General features: G+C 44.6%; 12 protein-coding genes. 8 read left to right on the plus strand and 4 right to left on the minus strand.

Annotation, left to right across the window (positions count from 1 at the left end):
* The first annotated feature begins 51 nt into the window (after positions 1 to 51).
* From purD to ACVBIK_RS13055, 3 genes are all read left to right on the plus strand, one after another.
* Positions 52 to 1,353, plus strand: a complete 1,302-nt coding sequence (gene purD, locus ACVBIK_RS13045) for a phosphoribosylamine--glycine ligase (RefSeq protein ID WP_447169855.1) — start codon at positions 52 to 54, stop codon at positions 1,351 to 1,353.
* 575 nt (positions 1,354 to 1,928) lie between these two features.
* Positions 1,929 to 4,928: a hypothetical protein gene (locus tag ACVBIK_RS13050; protein ID WP_447169856.1), complete on the plus strand. Its 3,000-nt coding sequence runs from the start codon at positions 1,929 to 1,931 to the stop codon at positions 4,926 to 4,928.
* A 337-nt stretch (positions 4,929 to 5,265) separates the two neighbouring features.
* The gene (locus ACVBIK_RS13055; RefSeq protein ID WP_447160799.1) at positions 5,266 to 5,484 is read left to right on the plus strand and encodes a hypothetical protein; all 219 of its coding nucleotides are present in this window, start codon (positions 5,266 to 5,268) and stop codon (positions 5,482 to 5,484) included.
* A 23-nt stretch (positions 5,485 to 5,507) separates the two neighbouring features.
* Here the strand turns inward: ACVBIK_RS13055 and ACVBIK_RS13060 are convergent, their stop codons facing one another.
* Both ACVBIK_RS13060 and ACVBIK_RS13065 read right to left on the minus strand, forming a co-directional pair.
* On the minus strand, positions 5,508 to 6,311 hold the full coding sequence (locus ACVBIK_RS13060) for an SDR family oxidoreductase (protein WP_447169857.1): 804 nt from the start codon (positions 6,309 to 6,311) through the stop codon (positions 5,508 to 5,510).
* 109 nt (positions 6,312 to 6,420) lie between these two features.
* The gene (locus ACVBIK_RS13065; RefSeq protein ID WP_447169858.1) at positions 6,421 to 8,958 is read right to left on the minus strand and encodes a putative bifunctional diguanylate cyclase/phosphodiesterase; all 2,538 of its coding nucleotides are present in this window, start codon (positions 8,956 to 8,958) and stop codon (positions 6,421 to 6,423) included.
* A gap of 332 nt (positions 8,959 to 9,290) precedes the next feature.
* Here ACVBIK_RS13065 and ACVBIK_RS13070 point away from each other — a divergent pair, with 332 nt between their 5' ends.
* The 4 genes from ACVBIK_RS13070 to ACVBIK_RS13085 all read left to right on the plus strand — a co-directional run bounded on the left by ACVBIK_RS13070 (position 9,291) and on the right by ACVBIK_RS13085 (position 13,148).
* Positions 9,291 to 9,992, plus strand: coding sequence for a spondin domain-containing protein (locus ACVBIK_RS13070; protein ID WP_447163852.1), 702 nt, complete (start codon positions 9,291 to 9,293; stop codon positions 9,990 to 9,992).
* 11 nt (positions 9,993 to 10,003) lie between these two features.
* Positions 10,004 to 10,735 (plus strand): spondin domain-containing protein, encoded by a 732-nt coding sequence (locus tag ACVBIK_RS13075; protein WP_447160795.1) that lies wholly within the window; start codon positions 10,004 to 10,006, stop codon positions 10,733 to 10,735.
* A gap of 89 nt (positions 10,736 to 10,824) precedes the next feature.
* Positions 10,825 to 11,562, plus strand: coding sequence for a response regulator transcription factor (locus ACVBIK_RS13080; protein ID WP_447169859.1), 738 nt, complete (start codon positions 10,825 to 10,827; stop codon positions 11,560 to 11,562).
* Between the two features lie 41 nt (positions 11,563 to 11,603).
* Positions 11,604 to 13,148, plus strand: a complete 1,545-nt coding sequence (locus tag ACVBIK_RS13085) for a sensor histidine kinase (RefSeq protein WP_447169860.1) — start codon at positions 11,604 to 11,606, stop codon at positions 13,146 to 13,148.
* A 57-nt stretch (positions 13,149 to 13,205) separates the two neighbouring features.
* Here the strand turns inward: ACVBIK_RS13085 and hemE are convergent, their stop codons facing one another.
* Entirely contained in the window at positions 13,206 to 14,270 is a 1,065-nt protein-coding gene (gene hemE / locus ACVBIK_RS13090; RefSeq protein WP_447160792.1) for a uroporphyrinogen decarboxylase, read from the minus strand.
* 520 nt (positions 14,271 to 14,790) lie between these two features.
* Between hemE and rsd the strand changes: the two genes are divergently transcribed.
* On the plus strand, positions 14,791 to 15,258 hold the full coding sequence (rsd, locus tag ACVBIK_RS13095; protein ID WP_447169861.1) for a sigma D regulator: 468 nt from the start codon (positions 14,791 to 14,793) through the stop codon (positions 15,256 to 15,258).
* A gap of 141 nt (positions 15,259 to 15,399) precedes the next feature.
* Here the strand turns inward: rsd and acnB are convergent, their stop codons facing one another.
* Positions 15,400 to 17,997 carry a bifunctional aconitate hydratase 2/2-methylisocitrate dehydratase gene (acnB, locus tag ACVBIK_RS13100; RefSeq protein WP_447160790.1) on the minus strand — a complete coding sequence of 866 codons (2,598 nt, stop codon included), beginning with the start codon at positions 17,995 to 17,997 and terminating at the stop codon, positions 15,400 to 15,402.
* Positions 17,998 to 18,308 lie beyond the last annotated feature (311 nt).

The raw sequence follows: 18,308 nt of genomic DNA on the forward strand, positions 1-18,308 counted from the left end.
CATGCTTGATGCAGAGATAGGAAGAATGGCGCAGCTATAAAAGGTAAAGATATGAAAGTATTGATTATAGGTGGCGGCGGTCGCGAACATGCATTGGCATGGAAGGCTGCACAATCGACGCAAGTTGAAACGGTATTTGTAGCGCCGGGTAATGCAGGTACTGCATTAGAGCCAAAGCTTGAAAACGTAGCGATTAATGTTGAAGAGATCTCGGCATTAGTTGCCTTCGCCACAGAGCAAAAAGTAGCTATCACAATAGTGGGCCCAGAAGTGCCATTAGCACTTGGTGTGGTTGATGCCTTCAATGAAGCAGGCTTGCCAATCTTCGGCCCAACCAAAGGGGCTGCGCAGCTTGAATCTTCTAAAGCCTTCACTAAAGACTTCTTGGCTCGCCACAATATTCCTACAGCGGCCTACTCAAACTTTACTGAGATAAAACCAGCTAAAGCCTATGTTAAGCAAGTAACAGCCCTGACTGGTTTCCCGATTGTCATTAAGGCTGATGGCCTAGCGGCGGGTAAAGGCGTTATCATTGCGGCAGATCAAAGCGAAGCTGATGCAGCAATCGAAGATATGCTAGCGGGTAACAAGTTTGGCGAAGCGGGCTCACGGGTTGTGGTTGAAGAGTTCTTAAAAGGCGAAGAAGCCAGCTTCATCGTGATGGTGGATGGTAAGAACATTCTTGCTATGGCCAGCAGCCAAGACCATAAAGCACGTGACAATGGTGACCATGGGCCAAACACTGGCGGCATGGGGGCATATTCACCAGCCCCCGTTGTGACTCAAGCGGTTCACGATTGGACTATCGAGAATGTAATTCGCCCAACCGTTGATGGCATGGCGGATGAAGGTAATGTTTACACTGGTTTCTTATACGCAGGCCTGATGATTTCTCCAGATGGCAGCGCAAAAGTACTTGAGTACAACTGCCGCTTTGGCGATCCAGAAACCCAACCGATTATGATGCGTTTGAAATCTGACTTAGTTGAGCTTTGTTTAGCATCAACTCGCGGCGAGCTTGATCAAGTCACTGCCGAGTTTGATTCACGCGCAGCTGTGGGTGTGGTGATGGCGGCAGGTGGCTATCCAGACGCTTACCGCAAGCATGACGTGATTGAAGGGCTAACCTTAGGCAACAATAATGCAAAAGTTTTCCATGCAGGAACGAGTATGGAAAATGGTCACGTAGTCACTAACGGCGGCCGCGTATTGTGTGCTACCGCACTGGGCAACACGGTTACCGAAGCACAGCAAGATGCTTACAACTTAGTTGACTCTATCCATTGGGACGACGTTTACTTCCGCACAGATATTGCTTACCGCGCAATAGCTCGTGAAAATAGCGAAAGCTAAGTAACTCTATTCTCTTGTAGAACAGATATTGCTTACCGAGTAATTCTATTCTCTTGTAGAACAGACATTGCTTACCGAGTAATGGCCCGTAAAAATGGCGAAGGCTAATTAGCCATCTCGTTTACAGCTATTCAAAGCCCTGTTAATACAGGGCTTTTTTCATGGACTACCAAAATGGAGATGACGGTTATTCTCGCCTACTAAGCTAACGCTAGAGTCAATATCTAAGGCTAAACAGATATCAAGCCTCAGTCACTTGCCCTGCCACTCTGAATTTGTATGTCACTCATCGGCCTAAAATATAAGAAAGTGAAAAGTGGGATCTAGGCCCGCTTACATTAAAATGCACACCAACTGCATAAACAAACCTTTCGACTACAAATGTATCGACAACTTTTTCATATTGTTCATAACCTAAGCTAAAACATTGTTTTTATATGCAACTTTTACCCCGCATAAAAAAACTTACAACCATCAAAAAGCAAACTGACAGCACAAAATAACAGTTAACCAACCAATTGCAGCATATTACTCACATATGTATACTCGCGCTTCAATTTTAAGCTGGAAGCACTATGAAGTACCTAAATCTGTTGTTACTTTTCTTACTTACTGCCTGTGGAGGTGGTGAGTCAGATTCAACAGAACCGCTACCACAGAAAGAAACTCATCCACCTATTACAGCCATTGATATTACAAGAACATTTTCACATCATGGCGCTATCACTCCTGATATCGTAGGAGCATTCGGAAATATCAGTTATCAACTCGTTGATAGCGCCCCAGATGATGTGTTACAGATCTCAGCAGATAAGCGTAGTCTGATAATCCTCAATGCAGGCAGTACTGAAGTCATTGCCAATGATCCTGGTAACGCGCAATACTTACCAGCAAGCACTCGCTTCAATGTCACTATCGGCAAAGCCCCTCGACCACCTCTAGTGACTAACAATCTAAGCTTTCCTTACCAAGCAGCTGCAAGTCATCAAGTCAACCTAAATGGTGCTCTTGGCGAACTCGAGTATGCGCTAAGCGCTGATCAAAGCGATCAAGTTATACTGATTGAACCTGCTGGTGAATTGCTGATTTGGGGCAGTGGCAGCGTGTTGGTCGATGTCACTGACAGCGGTGGACGTAACTATCAAGCGGATACCCAACAATTTAAAGTGACCATTGAATCCGCGGCTACTGAATTTGCGCAATTTTCAGATGTCATTGATAAACCTTTCCTATTGGGAGCAAAACTACTTCCGGTATACCGCGGCTCTCCAACTGAAAACATTCATTACTCTCTAGTAGATGCTACAAATAACCATGTGGTGCAAATAGATGAAGCAAGTGGTGAAATGAGTATTATTGGCGCTGGTGCAGCTGAGATCAAAGTCATCCAACATGCTCCACAATATCACCAAACCGTTGCAACTCAGCGTTTTAAAGTGCAAATCAATCCAGCGAAGAACCTTGAACTACAAGTTGCAGATATCTCTGCGGCCTATAATGCAGATGCTCAAAAAACCATTAAAGTGACAGGCGCTAAGGGTAAACAATCTTTTTCCCTCTCAGAAAATGCAAATCCCGATATCATCAATATTATTGATGCTGAAAAAGGGACTTTTAGTTTTATTGGGGTAGGTAAAACACAGGTGACGATTAACGACGCTGGCAACCAAAACTACCTAGCTGAAAGTCGCGAAATTAATGTTGAAGTCACACGTATCAATAGCAACTCTCTAAACAGTTTAGATATCCAGAGCCGTTACCAACAGAATCAAACTATTCAACCTCAAGTCATAGGCGGTCATGGTCAGTTAGCTTATGCCTTAAGCGATAGTAGCCCACAAGATGTTATCTCTATCGATGTAAATACGGGATCAATGACAGTATTTAAGCCTGGAACTGTTGAAGTTATCATCACAGATGATGGCGGAGAGTTCTGGGCTAACCAGCAGCAGAATTTTACAGTTACTGTCGACAAGCAAACTAATAGCGATCTTATTCTAGCGAATACCCGAGTCGACTATGCAGCCAATGCGACTTTTACTCCACAGGTGATCAATCACAAAGGCAGTGTGAGCTTTAGCATAGATAATGGAAGCGATGGAGTCTTTAAGCAAAATGCCGATACTGGAGCCATTACCATAGTGGGAGCTGGTCGCGGGTGGATAACAGCTATCGATTCGGGCGATGAGTATTTTGCTCCCGCCACAGAACGTTTTTATGTAGATGTCTCGCCACTCAATGGCACATTATCAATTTCATCCGTGCGAGTTCCATATTCAACAGGAAATACATTTGATATACCAATTTCTGGTGGTATTGGCCAACTAGAGTGGCAACTTAAGTATGGAGAAAGTGATGTCATCACGATAAACGAACTAGCACGAACCTTCACAATTAATAATGCAGGCTCTGCAACTTTCATTGTGACCGACAAAGGAGATGCTGGGCATGTCTCACAAAAAGCAGAGTTCAATGTCATCATCGATAAAGCTGATGAAAATACTGACCTAGCACTTGCAACTGCGTTTATGAGTAAACCCTTTGCTATCGATGCCACCATCCCAGCTCCTGTTATATCAGGTCGAGCTCTAAATAGTCATATCAGCTATTACACCGCCTCTCAAAACAGTCATATTGTCAGCGTAGATCCGACAACTGGTGTGCTCGCAGTAAATGGAGCCGGTCTTGCTCAAATTAGCGTAATAGAGCAAAGCCGAAACTTTGAACGCACTATTCGTCAGTTCAATGTCAATATTGAAAAAGCCAAGCATCCAGGCCTAGAGCTTGAGAACAATATTATAAATGTAGTGTTCTACCCTGATCGCCGAGTTAAAGCACCCGCTGTCGCAAGCCAATTTGGTAAATTAAGCTATGCTTTTGCCACACCAGTATCGCCAGAGCTTGTAGAGCTCGCACCCAACGGTGAAATCACGATACACAGCTACCCAAAATCGCTAGAAAATGACTATTTTGATGTCAATGTAACTGACGATGGCGGCCAAAATTACCAGCCTACTTCCGCTACCTATAAAGTTTTTATTTCTCCAATAGAAGCAGGCTTAGGTGAAGAAGCAAGTATCAGCTTTGATGGAAGTGATAAACAAATTATCTCTCCTATTGATATCGCGGCCAATGAGGTTTCTTACTTCACCGTTTTTGGTGGCAGAGGCGAGTTAACAAACCATACTCTCGGAGATCAAGGTGGTGGCTACTCAACGATGATAGCTCAAGTCTGCAAAGATCCGGTTAACTACAAAGGTTGCACCTTGATCACTTTAAGGCTGCAAAAGACCAGCCATTGTAGTGACGGAAGCCAAATTGCTTACCCTATTAATTCTAAGGCGATTTATACCTGCCCAGGGCTAACACAACCCACCAGCTCAGAAGTCACGATAAGCCTCAATAAAGATGATGCTTTCAATGCTTGGTTTACCCAATCTGGACGTTATCAGATGGGCTCTCCAATCGTGCTCGTACATTTTGCTAAGCCCTACCGAAGCGGTGGTGTTATTGAAGCTGGTGATATTCAATCTAGGGCTTGGTGGTTAATCAATCTTGATCTCACTAATAACTAATAACTAATAACTAATAACTAATAACCTACTACTAAGCCCAGTTTCACTGGGCTCTTTTTTGCACAATATGGCTGCGATGGTTATAGAGCGGTATAGATGAGAAACCTAACTAATTCTGTAACGTCTTTTAGGCGTTATGCTGTAACTTAAGTAACATCCTAATCCGCGTAAACCAATCTAAGGTTTTGTGACATAGGTTACATAAAGTCAGTATCTGTTAGCGCACTCTATGGGAAATGACAGATCAAATCGTAAACAATAACATCAGTTCAAACCAACTCAATATAGATTGGTATCGATTTTACTAAAACTTAAACTTAAATATCAGGGGTTAACAATGGCATATTCAATTGGCGATCTTATCTATCAAGGCGAAACATCAGGTGTTCATAACTGGGACACGCTATCAGGCTCATCTTTTTACTGGCACCCAGACTGGCTGCATATTGCTGAAGAGATGACGGGGCACAGCGCCACGGCTCACATTGAGACCAGTAACGAGAAAGCGACTAAAGCTGAAGCGGCGGCTGCAATTGTAAAACACCTCAATAAATAACCTTTCGTATACTGCGCCGCACACTAGCGACCAGACTCTATCGCCCTTCGTGCAATTTTATCAATTAGCTCTGGGGCGATAATTTTAAAGAAACGACCTATTTTTCCTCTAAACGAGGTGATTAGCTGACGCTTTCTGTTTGCTATCGCCGGTATCATCAGCTGCGCGCACTTCTGTGCAGTCATGATTTTAGCCTCCTGCATCGGTGTTTTACCTAAAGGCTGCCCTTTGGCATCGAGTGCACGCTTATGGGTTTGGCTTACCACAAAATCTGGGCAAATCACGGTTACTGCAACATCATTATCACTTAGCTCAATTCTTAGCGAATCAAAAAAACCAATAACAGCGTGCTTTGAAGCCGCATACCCCGAACGCGCAGGCACACCTGTCATCCCCGTTAACGAGGCAACGGCCACTATCTGTCCTTGGGTTTGCTTTAAATAGGGAATTGCTGCGTGGGTGAGATAAACCGGACCCAGATAGTTTACCTGCATGATCTGCGATATAACGCTCAAGTCTTGCAGCTCATCAAAACGTGACCACATGGTCATTCCCGCGTTGTTGACTAAGATATCTAGCTTGCCAAAATGAGCGATACAGGCTTGGATTAAACCTGAGCATTGGCTTTGTTCTGAAAGGTCTGCCACATGCACCAATGGGGGTTGGCCGAGTTCTGCCACTTCCTCGGCTAACGAGTTCAGTCGCTCAAGATTACGGGCACAGAGCACCAGTTTACAGCCATAAGGAGCAAGTTCTATGGCTAATGCTCGCCCTATACCTTCCGATGCCCCGGTGATGATAATAACTTTGTCATTAAAGATTTGCATATATCACCTAACACTCGAGAGTTTATATTTAAGTGTTAAAGCTCACACATAATTACCCCAATCGCAAATAACTCTTTTAAACCATCACTCTTTTAAAGTGATCGCGATTTTAAACCATCAGTTTTTCTGGGGCGGGTTCTGTTTGATAGGACTCTAATGCTTGAGGTCGGCCAATACCGTAACCTTGGGCATAGTTAATCCCAATGATTTCGAGTTGATCGATAATCTCTTGGTTTTCCACAAATTCTGCGATCGTTTCGATTCCCATCACTCGGCAGACATCGTTAATCGATTTTACAATGGCGTAGTCTTTGGCATTGCTGACTAAGTTTTTTACAAAGCAGCCGTCTATCTTAACGTAGTCGACAGGCATCTCTTTGAGGTAACCATAGGATGCAAACCCGCTACCAAAATCATCCAGTGCAAAAGCAAAGCCACGCTTTCGCAGATCTAACAACATCTTCATCGCACGACTACGATTTTGGATGGCACTTGTTTCGGTGATCTCAAAGCAAATACAACTGCTCGGGATCCCAAAACGCTTTTGTTGCTTAAGGATAAAGTCGACCATGCCTTCAGCGCCAAGGCTATTACCTGACAAATTAATCGATAGACAGTGATCATCCCAAAGCGGTTCATTTAAAGATAACCACAGAAAAGTCTTTCTGATGACCTCTTTATCGACATCAACAATTAACTTAAAGCGCTCTGCAGCAGCAATAAATTGTGCAGGAGGCAAAACTCTCCCGCCCGGCTCTTGGATCCGCAGTAACACCTCAAGACGCTGTCTACGACTGTGAGAGGAAAGACATTTTATCTTTTGATAGTAAAGAACCAGTTCATTGTGCTCAATCGCCTGTACAATTCTAACCGCCCACTTAGATGCATTACGTTGATAGCTTAAGTCTTTGTCGCGGCTGTCATAAAAGTGCACTTGGTTACTGCCCTTGCATTTAGCAGCATGGCAGGCGATATCGGCATCTTTTAGTAGCTCTAAAAGATCCGTTTGTTGATCAAAGCGTGACAAGGCTACGCCAGCACTCACACCAACGCGGTAGTGCGTATCGTTATGTGTCACCTCTTGGCTACCCACGCTGACAATGATCTTCTTAATCAACTTAGCCACTTCAAGGGCCGAGCAGTCTTTAATCACTAAGCCAAATTCATCGCCACCTAAACGCCCTAATAATTCACCTTTGAATAAGCAAGAGCCAATAGCTTTAGCAACGTTATCAAGCATTTTATCGCCAACGCTATGACCGCATGACTCATTGATAAGCTTAAATTGTTCCAGATCCAGACATACCACTGCCAGTGTTTTGGACGATTGCACATAACGAATAAATTGCTGCTCAAATGCACCACGATTAAGCAGCCCTGTCATAGAGTCAAAATGAACTCTGCGCTGCAATCGCTGTTTGAGTAGCGCTTCTTCTGTGGTATCTCGTAGCACAATCACTGCGCCAATAATGCGGCCAGAGTAGTCTGATAAATTGCTGAATTTGCCACTCATTAGCTTAGGTGTATCAATGTCTAGTCTAAGCTGCGTGGACTCCACACGTAGACTGCCGCCTTGCATAAAAGCAACTAAGGTATCGCTCAAGCCTTTATGACCTGCTAACAATTCATCCAGGCTTTTGCCTCGCGCCTGCTCATTACTCACTTTTAGCAAGCGTTCGCCATAAGGGTTGAGATAACTCACTCTGGTATCAATATCGATCAAAATGACCGCTTCTGCAATTGACTCTAAGGTGATCTTAGATTGCCTTTCTTGTTGATATACCCGAGATAATAGTTGGTTAATGTCGCTTGATATCTGGCTAAACTCGCCATGGCCGTCACTGCTTATCAGTGCCCTCTCCCTTGAAGTAAAGTCGATAGCGTTAAGTTGTTTAGCAAAGCGCTCAAAGGGCTTAAATACCCCTAACCTAAGCCAAAAGAATACACCTAATAACAAGATGATAGATAAACCCAATAGGCTCAATGTGAACAAGCTATATTGCAATACCACGCGAGAGAAAAAGTGATTAGAGAAGGTAATTGTAAGATGCGCTGGCGGTTGAGCTAGTAGGCTTGGCATGCTCAATTCGGCGGTCACTGTATTGGCGGTCAGTGTATCATCTGTTAGTAGCAGCCCAGCTTGTGCGCTTCCCGGTGCCAATTTAATCTGGGTAACAAAATCGCTCAAGTCTAAATTTGCTAAATATGCATCTGTTAGCTTACGGCTCAAAAGTAAACGCTGAGAACCCGACGCCGCCTGCAAGCTTATAAAATAACCCTGTCTATGTTGTGCGTCATAGTAGAGTCCTGTGTTTTCCTGCGGGTTCGCAAGTAGTTCAGCAGGTAGATTTAATCTGGCTTTGTTAGCGCCATCATCCAAGTCAACATACCCGTCTACTACCGGGGATAACTGCAGTTCGCTAAATTGTGCCAGCTTTGGCCATGCAGAAGCTGCCGAATTAACGGCTGAGGCTGACAGCATCGGCTGAGCCTCTAGTGCTCGCTGCTGCACCTTAAGGTCACTTTTTATTTGCGACTCAATACTCTTAAGCTCTGCTTCAATAACATCACGGCGAATCGAATCGACTTCGCTATGTAGCCATGTCACTCCAGCTAAGCTGGCAGCAACGAGGAGCGGGATACTCATCCCAAAAATGATTAAAACAACTTTCTTGCTAATTTGCATTTAAAGACAACTTCTCTAATTCAAAACCCACCAGCAACTCTGGCCACGACTTGGTTTGCGCTAGCAAAGTACCCGATTTATATTATAGATAATACCTACCTTAGATGCAGTCGTTGATAAAAACACCAACCAAGGACAACTCTTAAACAAATCCATGAATAAGCCTGTAAATTCATGGCAAATTCCCCCTGATTATCGCATAAAACCAATTGTTATACTTTTGTGATAATTGAGAGATATTCAGGTGACATCCCTTTGCCACACTGAACCATACATTGCAAAGGAGAGTTATCATGAAGCTTAACCAGATCACTAAAATGCTTATTCTAAGTACCGCTATTAGCCTACCCGTGTCAGCGGCTGAGTTAGAGATTAGCATCACTAATTTAACCCACGGCAATCATTTCACCCCGCTGCTCATCGCAGCCCATGATATGGACAGCCACCTTTTCCAAGCCGGAGAAATGGCAACTCCTGCCTTACAAAAAATGGCTGAGGGCGGTGATATTGCCGACTTAGATGCCGCCGTAAAAGGTGCAGGCGGTATTACGCTGACAAATCCGGCTGGCGGACTATTAGCCCCTAGCACTAAAGTCGACAGCATTATGCTCGATTCAGGTGATATGACTCACCTATCGATTACCGCTATGGTCCTGCCAACAAACGACGCTTTCGTCGGCTTAGATGCCTGGAAAATCCCAACCGAAGCCGGCAGCTATACCTTTACCCTTAATGCCTATGACGCTGGCACAGAAGCCAACGACGAAGTCGTTAATGGTGGTGGCATGTCTGGTACTCCAGGGATCCCCGCGGCACCTGGTGGTGATGGCGGCATGAACGCAACCGGTGTAATGGGTATGAGCAGTAACGATAAGGTACATATTCACCCAGGCGTGCTTGGCGATACCGACCTACAGGGCGGCATGAGTGACCTTGATAGCCGCGTACACCGCTGGTTAAATCCGGTAGCTCGAGTGACTGTTGTGGTTAAATAGGAGAATACCTGATGAATAATCCTAACAAGAACCTTAAATACAACGGGCTTATACTGTTGAGCGCTGGTGCATTATTACTAGGCGGCTGCTCTGACAATAATAATGACAGCCCTGAACCCATTACTCCCCCCGTAGTTACACCGACAATGCAGAGCTACAGCATTGCAGTGACCAACTTAACCGCAAACCAGCCCATGTCGCCAATTGCGGTCGTTAGCCATCAAGTTGACACAGTGCTATGGAGTAGCGGACAAAGCGCTAGCGTTGCTTTAGAAACATTAGCAGAATCCGGAGACCCCAGTGGCTTAACCAATGAAGCTGTGGTCACTGAGCTGACAAGTGGTGCTGGCATATTATTACCTGGGGCCAGTGAGAAGATCTCTATTAGTCTTAATGCCGATATGATTGCGGACCTGTCAGTAGTGACCATGCTCGTTAACACTAACGATGCCTTTGCAGGTTTTACCGGTTATGACTTAACAGCCTTAGCTGTTAATGAGTCTATCAGCTTTAGAGTGATTGCCTACGATGCTGGTACTGAAGCGAATACTGAAGCTAAAGGCACTATCCCAGGCCCTGCTGATGGTGGCGAAGGTTTTAATGCCACACGTGATGACTCCAACAAAGTTCACGCTCATCCTGGAGTCATTAGCAGTGATGACGGCCTTGCAGACTCCGTCCTTTCAGCCTCACATCGCTTTGATAATCCAGTAATGCTAATCCGCGTGAATCGCACAGAGTAAACGACTTATAAAAGTGACCAATAATAGTGCGAAATAAAAGCTTCCATCGGCGGGTCTTGTTGTTAAGCAACTGCCTTTGGGAGCGAAGCATGAATGGATCAATCAACAACAATGAGCATCAAACATCGAAGCGAATACTACTCCTCGAAGATGAGCAAGACTTAGCAAAACTCGTCATGCTCAACCTTAAAAGCATGAATCATGATGTGATCCATTGCACCACGCTGCAACAAGCACAACGTCATATAGAGCACACTAACGTTGACCTTATTGTCATGGATAGAATGCTACCCGATGGCGATGCAATCACCCTATGCCAACAGTTCCGAGAGGCCGGAAACGACCTACCTTGCATGATGTTAACCGCTAAAGACTCTGAAGCCGATATCGTGCTCGGGCTCGAGTCAGGTGCAGATGATTATTTGATAAAACCTTTTAGTGTGCTCGAGCTCAGAGCCCGAGTTAAAGCCCTGCTAAGGCGCTCAAGACAACTGGAACAACAGCAAAACTCAGTTGAATTTGATGGCATCACCATTAACTGTAATACCCGAGAAGTGATTGCTTTTAATGAAGTGCTGGAGCTGACTGCTCGAGAGTTCGACCTCTTGCTGTACCTTGCTCAGCATCCCAAGCAGGTGTTCAGCAGAATGCAATTATTAGAAGCCGTATGGGGTTACTCATATTCAGGTTATGAGCACACGGTGAATAGTCATGTGAATCGCTTACGCTCTAAGCTTGCGCGCAATAGCCACACCTCTAAATTGGTTAAAACGGTCTGGGGGGTTGGCTACAAATTTACTCCACCCACAATACAAGCAGCATCTTAACCTTACCTTAGTCCTAAATAACTCACCTTAGAGGGCAAGCAATGAAAAGCTTATTTAGCCGAATCTTACTCGCGGCTACTTTAGTCATACTCATATTACTTGTCGCACTGTGGCAATGGCAGCAGTTTAGCCAAGAATTTAGCCGCAACCAAATTCAACAATCGCTGCACCGCGAGCTTGCTGAGCATATGGCGCATATCAACCCCCTACTTTCTAAAGGAGTGACCTCCGACGCTGCATTAAAAGAGGCCTTTCATGACTTTATGCTGCTAGGCCCTAGCTTTGAAATATACACCTTAGACAATCAAGGTCAGGTCATCGCTTATGATGCGAGTGAAGAAAAGATTAAGCAGCAGCGAGTTGATACAAAACTCATAAACACCTTCATTGACGGTAATAAACTGCCTTTACTCGGTACCGACCCGCGCTCAATCAACAAAGATAAAATCTTTTCCGCAGCTAAACTCATTGACCCTCAAGGCAAACAAACTGGCTATCTATACGTGATTATTGGGGGGGAGGACTTTGATAGCTGGCAATCAATTGTTGGCGAGCATCAATCGACACAGTTTTGGGCGGCCGCCATTGTGATCACCTTCGCTTTTGCCATCTTACTCTTTATATTGTTATTAAAGATTTTTACCCAACCATTAAGCCGTTTAGAACATGATCTGAACTTGCTGGCCAAGCACAAGCTCAATGATGGCCTCACTTTACCAGGCCAATACTCAGGCAGCAGTGAAATCAATCGCCTCAGTCAGCATATCAATACGTTATTGTCAGCATTAAGTGAGCAGCACCAAGCGATTCATCGCCAACAAGAAGAGCGTCATGCTTTTATGTTGCATCTGTCTCATGACTTAAAAACACCGCTAACCTCACTACAGGGTTATATCGACACCTGGTTATTACTGCCTGAACATGAGCGCAGTAGCGACCTAATTGAGATCGCAGCTCGCTCAGGCCAGCACCTGCAGCAATTACTGGGGCAATTACTTGAGCTAACCGCGCTTGAAAATGGTCAGGTAACACCAAAGTTTCAAGCTTGCTTGCTAAGCAATCTATTGCAGGAGTTACAGCAAACCTTTGCCCCTAGAGCAAAATCGAAATCGATTGAGCTAGACTTTGTCGATAAACAGCAGCTAACGATAAGTACCGATCCACAGCTGCTACAAAGGGTGCTTAATAATCTAATAGATAATGCTATTCGTTATACTCCAGAGCGAGGAAAAATAAGCATTGCGACCATGACTGCCGATAACGATAAAGTGTGGCTACAAGTCAGTGATAACGGCTCAGGAATGCATAAGCATGAGCTGCAAGCCCTGAAGCAATTAAACCAAAGGACGCTCGATATAACAGGTAAGCAAAGTGCTCTACCGCAATTAGGCATAGGCCTTGCGATAGTCAGGCAGCTATTAACCTTGCTCGGCTGTGGTATAGAGATTGACAGTACACCGGGTAAAGGTAGCCAATTTAGATTGGAGTTAAAGCCTGTTAAGACGGTGAGTGGGGCACCAAGTAATGATAAAGCTGAGAGTTCATCTCAAAATCCGCTAACAACAGAAACAATAAAGGCCCAGTAAACTGAGCCCTTATTTATACCAACCAATGGTTAATTAATTCGCGTGTGGGCGAGCTAATTACTTGTGGTATTTACCTGATAACTCATGCACTGAGTTAATGAACGAACCTGCACGCTCTGGATCAACATGCTGGTGAATACCGTGGCCCAAGTTAAATACATGGCCAGTGCCTTCACCGTAAGAAGAAAGGATTTGATCCACTTCTTGATGGATGCGCTCAGGTGTTCCGTAAAGTACTGATGGGTCCATGTTACCTTGTAGCGCAACTTTATGACCAACACGGCGACGTGCATCACCGATATCAACAGTCCAATCTAGACCTAGTGCGTCACAGCCAGTTTCAGCCATTGACTCAAGCCATAGTCCGCCACCTTTAGTAAATAGCGTAACTGGTACTTGGCGACCGTCTGCATGGCGAGTTAAGCCATCAACGATTTTTTGCATGTAGCGTAGTGAGAATTCACGGTATGCATGGTGAGAAAGTGCACCACCCCATGAATCGAAAATCATAAGAGACTGCGCGCCGTTTGCAACTTGAGCGTTCAAGTACAAAGTAACAGAGTCTGCTAGCTTATCTAAAAGCATATGCAAAGTTGCTGGCTCTTCGTAAGCCATCTTCTTAATCTTTTCAAACGCCTTGCTAGAACCGCCTTCAACCATGTAAGTCGCTAGCGTCCAAGGTGAGCCAGAGAAACCGATTAATGGCACTTCACCTTTAAGCTCACGACGAATGGTGCTAACAGCACGCATTACATAACCAAGCTCATCTTCTGGGTCTGGAATGCAAAGCTTTTTGATTGAATCGATAGTATCTGTAGGGCGTTCGAAACGTGGACCTTCGCCTGTTTCGAAGTAAAGACCTAAGCCCATAGCATCGGGTACAGTCAAAATGTCAGAGAACAGGATTGCAGCATCTAAATCGTAGCGACGTAATGGCTGAAGAGTGACTTCACAAGCCAGGTCTTGGTTCTTACAAAGAGACATGAAGTCGCCAGCTTCTGCGCGGGTGGCTTTATATTCTGGAAGATAACGACCTGCTTGACGCATCATCCAGACAGGAGTTCTGTCGACAGGCTGTTTTAATAACGCACGTAAATAACGATCATTCTTTAATTCTGCCATTTGGCTTGATTCCTAAACTTATAGTGATATCCGCTTGGGGCAGTAGTTTAGCATTTACGTTAATAAAGTAACCTGAATCCGTAAAATAATGTGACAAGCAACGCGACATTTTCCGTCAATTCTGAGGTAGTTAACATTATTGCCTTCTTTATCGGTAAAATATTAAGGCTATAAATCACAGTTCACAGCTTTGACTAGAAACGTGAAATAGATTCACAACTCAGCTTAACCTAAGCTGTATGACTCCCAATGTGACAGAAAAAAGTTGCACCAAGGTGCTAGCTTTGGTATAAAAAGTCTGCGCTAGCAAGAACAATCAAGAAGCTCGTCGCATCGAGCCCGCAAAAACTTTACTCGCCCAGCGATAGATTTCTATCGCTGGGCATTTTATTTTATAACGCCCCATTCACAATTCATACGCTGGTATGTCCATTTCATAAATCCTTCAAAAATGGTTGATCAAAACCACATTTGTCCCCTACATTAGAGATACAGAGATGGATTTTTAACGGGGAAGATCATGCTAAGAAAGCTAGAGAAAGCCGAACAAAAATGGGGAGGCTCAAATACTCTTATAGATCAATGGTTAAATAATCGGCGCAACCTGCTTATTAACTATTGTCAGATTGCTGGGATCCCGCCGTATGAGGAAACTGAAAAATCACTCCCTGCCTTTGCGTCTGTAAAGCTGTTTTGTGACCAATTAATGGATTATGTGTCTGAAGGGCACTTTGAGATCTATAACCAAGTTGTGACCGCCTGTGAGAAAAATGGCAGCTCAAGCCTAGCGCTTGCTCAACAACTGGTACCCAAGATTAGTGAAACCACTGACACAGCTTTAGACTTCAATGACAAATATACCGAAGCCGATGATGAGCAAGTGCTATTTCATTTAGATAAAGACCTGTCATCTTTAGGTCACGCAATGGAAACACGTTTTGAGCTTGAAGATAAGCTGCTCGAAGTGCTGCACGCTAAGCATTCTTAAGACTCAAAGAAGGTTCTAGGTTCTAGGTTCTAGGTTCTAGGTTCTAGGTTCTAGGTTCTAGGTTCTAGGTTCTAGCATAATAAAAATGAATCAACAAAAAGGCCAGCTGATTAGCTGGCCTTTTTAGTGCTTCAATCTAGCTTAAACTGCTGATTGGAAAATCACTTCATCAGCTTTTGCTGTGTACGACGCAATTTGATCAAAGTTCAGGTAACGATAAGTGTCAGCTGCAGTTGCATCTAACTCTTTAGCGTATGTCTGATACTCATCTGGTGATGGTAAACGACCAAGTAGTGCAGCAACTGCCGCTAGTTCTGCAGATGCTAAGTAAACATTAGCACCTGTACCTAGACGGTTCGGGAAGTTACGTGTAGAAGTTGAAACTACCGTAGCACCTTCAGCAACACGTGCTTGGTTACCCATACACAGTGAACAACCTGGGATCTCAATACGTGCACCAACACGGCCGAAGATTGCGTAGTAGCCCTCTTCTGTTAGCTGGTCGCGGTCCATCTTAGTTGGCGGCGCAATCCACAAACGTGTTGGCAAAGTGGTAGCAAACTTATCAAGCATCTTACCCGTTGCACGGAAATGACCGATGTTCGTCATACAAGAACCAACGAACACTTCGTCAATCTTAGTATCAACCACTGAAGATAATAGCACTGCATCATCTGGATCGTTTGGCGCACAAAGAATCGGTTCTTTGATTTCGTTCAAATCGATTTCGATAATTTCGGCGTATTGTGCATCGCTGTCTGCCTGCATGAGCTCCGGGTTAGCCAACCACTCTTGCATCGCTGTGATCCGGCGCTCGATAGTACGACGATCACCGTAACCCTCGCTAATCATCCACTTTAACATCACGATGTTTGAGTTAAGGTATTCAATGATTGGCTCTTTATCAAGCTTAATGGTACAGCCTGCAGCACTACGCTCTGCAGATGCATCTGAAAGCTCAAATGCTTGCTCAACTTTAAGCTGCTCAAGACCTTCAATCTCAAGGACGCGACCAGAGAAAGCATTGATCTTGCCTTTCTTCTCAACAGTCAACAGACCCATTTCAATCGCTTTATGCGGGATAGCATGTACCAAATCACGTAGCGTGATACCAGGCTGCATCTCACCTTTAAAGCGAACCAAGATTGATTCTGGCATATCAAGCGGCATCACACCGGTTGCAGCAGCGAATGCCACAAGACCTGAACCGGCAGGGAATGAAATACCAATAGGGAAACGAGTATGTGAGTCACCACCTGTACCTACGGTATCAGGTAGTAGCATACGGTTTAACCAAGAGTGAATAACACCGTCACCAGGACGCAGCGCAACACCGCCGCGATTCATAATAAAATCTGGCAGTGTGTGGTGAGTGTTCACATCAATAGGCTTAGGATAAGCCGCTGTGTGACAGAAAGACTGCATAGTCAAATCAGCGCTAAAACCAAGACATGCAAGATCTTTAAGCTCATCACGTGTCATAGGGCCAGTAGTATCTTGCGAGCCTACAGAGCTCATCTTTGGCTCACAGTATTGGCCTGGACGAATACCGCTAACACCACACGCTTTACCAACCATCTTCTGTGCAAGGGTATAACCCTTACCAGTGTCTGCCACATCTTGTGGACGTACAAACTCAGCAGATGCTTCAAGGTTTAATGTTTCACGAGCACGGTCTGTTAGACCACGACCGATGATAAGTGGGATACGACCACCTGCACGAACCTCATCCAACAACACGTCAGTCTTTAGCGAGAACTCAGAGATAACTTCATCAGTGCCATGACGCTTAACGATGCCTTCATATGGGTAGATATCGATAACATCGCCCATTTCCATCTTGCTCACATCTAGCTCAATAGGTAGTGCACCAGCATCTTCCATGGTGTTGAAGAAGATTGGCGCAATCTTGCCACCTAAACAGAAACCACCAGCGCGCTTATTAGGCACATTAGGGATATCATCACCCATAAACCACAATACAGAGTTAGTCGCTGACTTACGTGAAGAGCCTGTACCCACTACGTCACCAACGTATACAAGTGGGAAACCTTTAGTTTTTAATGATTCAATCTCTTTGATTGGACCAACAGCGCCAGCTTCATCTGGCACAATGCCGTCACGCGCATTCTTAAGCATCGCAAGTGCGTGCAATGGAATATCAGGACGTGACCATGCATCGGGTGCCGGAGAAAGATCGTCTGTGTTGGTCTCACCTGACACTTTAAATACGGTCAGAGAGATTTTTTCAGCAAGCTTTGGACGAGACAGGAACCATTTAGCATCGGCCCAAGCATGAACAACTTGCTTAGCGTAGTCATTACCAGCTTGCATTTTTTCCACTACATCGTGGAAAGAATCAAACATTAATAGTGTGTGTGATAGCGCTTCAACGGCTAATGGCGCTTGCGCTTCATTATCAAGTTGCGCAATCAGTGGTTCGATGTTGTAACCACCTTGCATTGTGCCTAGCAGTTCAACTGCTCGCTCAGACGATAAGATAGAAGATGAGACTTCGCCTTTAGCGACCGCATCGAGAAAGCCCGCTTTAACATATGCGGCTTCATCAACACCAGGTGGGATACGATTTTCTAACAGATCAAGAATAACTGCTTCTTCACCTGCTGGTGGATTCTTTACCAATTCAACTAACTGTGCCACTTGTTGGGCATCTAATGGCTTAGGGACTACGCCCTCTGAAGCACGTTCTGCGACGTGTTTACGATATGCTTCTAGCACGGCAACCTTCCTCTTTGTTTGGCGTTCTAACAGCGAAACTGCTCGTCTTCAAATTGAAACTGACAGCTCGGCAGGCTCGACCCTTATTTCGAGCGCTATTATACTACAGCTTTACAAAAGTATGAATCGGATCACACTTCAGCAAAAGTAAAACAACACTCAATCGACATCTCGGCCTATACATTAAAGCCATTCGCTGCAAAAGAAAACTAGACCATAGTGTGAAACCTTGATCTAAATTATATAAATCAGATATTTATGATCATTAAAAACGGTTTTGAGAGGCAATAATTAAGCATAAAACTCTGTAA

This window comes from Shewanella sp. 125m-1, from assembly GCF_052977065.1.

Coding starts and splice junctions, on each gene's coding strand:
- purD (WP_447169855.1), top strand. CDS start 52: ATGAAAGTATTGATTATAGGTGGCGGCGGTCGCGAACATGCATTGGCA.
- ACVBIK_RS13050 (WP_447169856.1), top strand. CDS start 1,929: ATGAAGTACCTAAATCTGTTGTTACTTTTCTTACTTACTGCCTGTGGA.
- ACVBIK_RS13055 (WP_447160799.1), top strand. CDS start 5,266: ATGGCATATTCAATTGGCGATCTTATCTATCAAGGCGAAACATCAGGT.
- ACVBIK_RS13060 (WP_447169857.1), bottom strand. CDS start 6,311: ATGCAAATCTTTAATGACAAAGTTATTATCATCACCGGGGCATCGGAA.
- ACVBIK_RS13065 (WP_447169858.1), bottom strand. CDS start 8,958: ATGAGTATCCCGCTCCTCGTTGCTGCCAGCTTAGCTGGAGTGACATGG.
- ACVBIK_RS13070 (WP_447163852.1), top strand. CDS start 9,291: ATGAAGCTTAACCAGATCACTAAAATGCTTATTCTAAGTACCGCTATT.
- ACVBIK_RS13075 (WP_447160795.1), top strand. CDS start 10,004: ATGAATAATCCTAACAAGAACCTTAAATACAACGGGCTTATACTGTTG.
- ACVBIK_RS13080 (WP_447169859.1), top strand. CDS start 10,825: ATGAATGGATCAATCAACAACAATGAGCATCAAACATCGAAGCGAATA.
- ACVBIK_RS13085 (WP_447169860.1), top strand. CDS start 11,604: ATGAAAAGCTTATTTAGCCGAATCTTACTCGCGGCTACTTTAGTCATA.
- hemE (WP_447160792.1), bottom strand. CDS start 14,270: ATGGCAGAATTAAAGAATGATCGTTATTTACGTGCGTTATTAAAACAG.
- rsd (WP_447169861.1), top strand. CDS start 14,791: ATGCTAAGAAAGCTAGAGAAAGCCGAACAAAAATGGGGAGGCTCAAAT.